Source organism: Leisingera sp. XS_AS12 (genome assembly GCF_041224635.1).
Classification (GTDB): domain Bacteria; phylum Pseudomonadota; class Alphaproteobacteria; order Rhodobacterales; family Rhodobacteraceae; genus Leisingera.
Genome location: NZ_JBGFGM010000131.1, coordinates 2,501 through 5,175, shown reverse-complemented (window position 1 = coordinate 5,175; position 2,675 = coordinate 2,501). Strand labels below are relative to the sequence as shown.

The 2,675-nt window shown below is 54.7% G+C and carries 1 rRNA gene (cut by a window edge); it reads right to left on the bottom strand.

The window, feature by feature from the left end:
* Nucleotides 1–22: 22 nt before the first annotated feature.
* A 23S ribosomal RNA gene (locus AB9K35_RS24580) occupies nucleotides 23–2,675 on the bottom strand (it continues 175 nt past the right edge of the window).

Here is a 2,675-nt window from a genome sequence, read left to right as displayed (position 1 = left end):
GTAACACTGTCTGTTACTGGATCAAATCAAGCCTATCGGGCGATTAGTACCGGTCAGCTGAACGCATTGCTGCGCTTACACCTCCGGCCTATTGGCGTGGTGGTCTTCCACGGCCCTCAGGGATACCTTGTTTTGAGGGGGGCTTCCCGCTTAGATGCCTTCAGCGGTTATCCTGTCCGATCATAGCTACCCTGCACTGCTGCTGGCGCAACAACAGGTCCACCAGTGGATCGTTCACCCCGGTCCTCTCGTACTAGGGGCAACTCCTCTCAAGTATCCTACACCCACGGCAGATAGGGACCGAACTGTCTCACGACGTTCTAAACCCAGCTCACGTACCTCTTTAAACGGCGAACAGCCGTACCCTTGGGACCTGCTCCAGCCCCAGGATGAGATGAGCCGACATCGAGGTGCCAAACACTGCCGTCGATATGGACTCTTGGGCAGTATCAGCCTGTTATCCCCGGCGTACCTTTTATCCGTTGAGCGATGGCCCTTCCACGCGGGACCACCGGATCACTATGGCCGACTTTCGTCTCTGCTCGACTTGTCAGTCTTGCAGTCAGGCTGGCTTCTGCCATTGCACTCAACGAGCGATTTCCGACCGCTCTGAGCCAACCTTCGCGCGCCTCCGTTACTCTTTAGGAGGCGACCGCCCCAGTCAAACTACCCGCCACGCAGGGTCCCGGATCCGGGTAACGGACCGCGGTTAGACATCAAGAGTGCGAAGGGTGGTATCTCAAGGGAGGCTCCACCGGAACTTGCGTTCTGGTTTCGATGCCTACCACCTATCCTGCACATCACAATCCTGATGCCAGTGCGAAGCTGTAGTAAAGGTGCACGGGGTCTTTCCGTCTAACCGCGGGAAGCCTGCATCTTGACAGGCAATTCAATTTCGCTGAGTCGATGTTGGAGACAGCGGGGAAGTCGTTACGCCATTCGTGCAGGTCGGAACTTACCCGACAAGGAATTTCGCTACCTTAGGACCGTTATAGTTACGGCCGCCGTTTACCTGGGCTTCAATTCGGAGCTCTCACCCCTCCTTTTAACCTTCAGGCACCGGGCAGGCGTCAGACCCTATACGTCGTCTTGCGACTTCGCAGAGCCCTGTGTTTTTAATAAACAGTCGCCACCCCCTGGTTTGTGCCCCCGGATCCAAGTTGCCTTGAACCCGGGCCTCCTTCTCGCGAACTTACGGAGGTATTTTGCCGAGTTCCTTCAACATCGTTCTCTCAAGCGCCTTGGTATTCTCTACCAGTCCACCTGTGTCGGTTTAGGGTACGGTCTGATGGAGGGCTATTTCCAGGGACTGCTGAGCAGCCCACTCAATCCGATAAGAGTGAACTACCTTTGCAATCCGTCACATCCTCCTGGCCCAGGAATATTAACCTGGTTCCCATCGCCTACGCCTTTCGGCCTCGGCTTAGGGGCCGGCTTACCCTGCTCAGATTAGCTTTAAGCAGGAACCCTTGGACTTTCGGCGAGAGTGTCTCTCACACTCTTTGTCGCTACTCATGTCATCATTCTCGCTAGTGATCTCTCCACCGGATGGCTCACGCCCCGGCTTCATCGAAAGCCTCTCTCCTCCAATGTTCCCGGAGGAACTAAGGAGGAATGAGACTATGTCACACTACGCTCTGCTACCATGCACTATGTGCATCCTCGGCTTCGGCTCATGGCTTGAGCCCCGTTACATCTTCGCCGCAGGACGTCTTGTTTAGACCAGTGAGCTGTTACGCTATCTTTAAAGGATGGCTGCTTCTAAGCCAACCTCCTGGTTGTTTTGGACATCCCACCTGCTTTCCCACTTAGCCATGAATTGGGGGCCTTAGCCGGAGGTCAGGGTTGTTTCCCTCTCCACTACGGGCGTTAGCACCCGCAGTGTGTCTGCCATCTAGTACTCCCGGGTATTCGGAGTTTGGTTAGGATCAGTAAGCCTGTGGGGCCCCATTACCCATCCAGTGCTCTACCCCCCGGGGTATTCGGATGACGCTCTACCTAAATAGATTTCGCAGAGAACCAGCTATCTCCGAGTTTGATTGGCCTTTCACCCCTAGGCACAGCTCATCCCGATCTTTTTCAACAGATGTGGGTTCGGTCCTCCAGTGCGTGTTACCGCACCTTCAACCTGGCCATGCCTAGATCACTCGGTTTCGGGTCTGATCCCACGAACTCATGCGCCCTATTAAGACTCGCTTTCGCTGCGCCTCCGCCTAGCGGCTTAAGCTTGCTCGTGAGACCAAGTCGATGACCCATTATACAAAAGGTACGCTGTCAGCCCTCAAGGGGCCTCCAACTGATTGTAGGCGTTCGGTTTCAGGTACTGTTTCACTCCCCTCGTCGGGGTGCTTTTCACCTTTCCCTCACGGTACTGGTTCGCTATCGGTCAGTAAGGAGTACTTAGCCTTCGGAGGTGGTCCTCCGATCTTCGAACAGGATTTCACGTGTCCCGCCCTACTTGATACGTCCTTCAGAGCTTCGAATACGGGGCTGTCACCCTCTCTGGCCATGTTTCCCAACATGTTCTTCTCACTCATCAGGCTCGGCTGGTCCGCGTTCGCTCGCCACTACTAACGGAGTCTCTATTGATGTCCTTTCCTCCGGGTACTTAGATGTTTCAGTTCCCCGGGTTTGCTCTTAAAGACCTATGTATTCAGTCCTTAAGTACCTGGTTA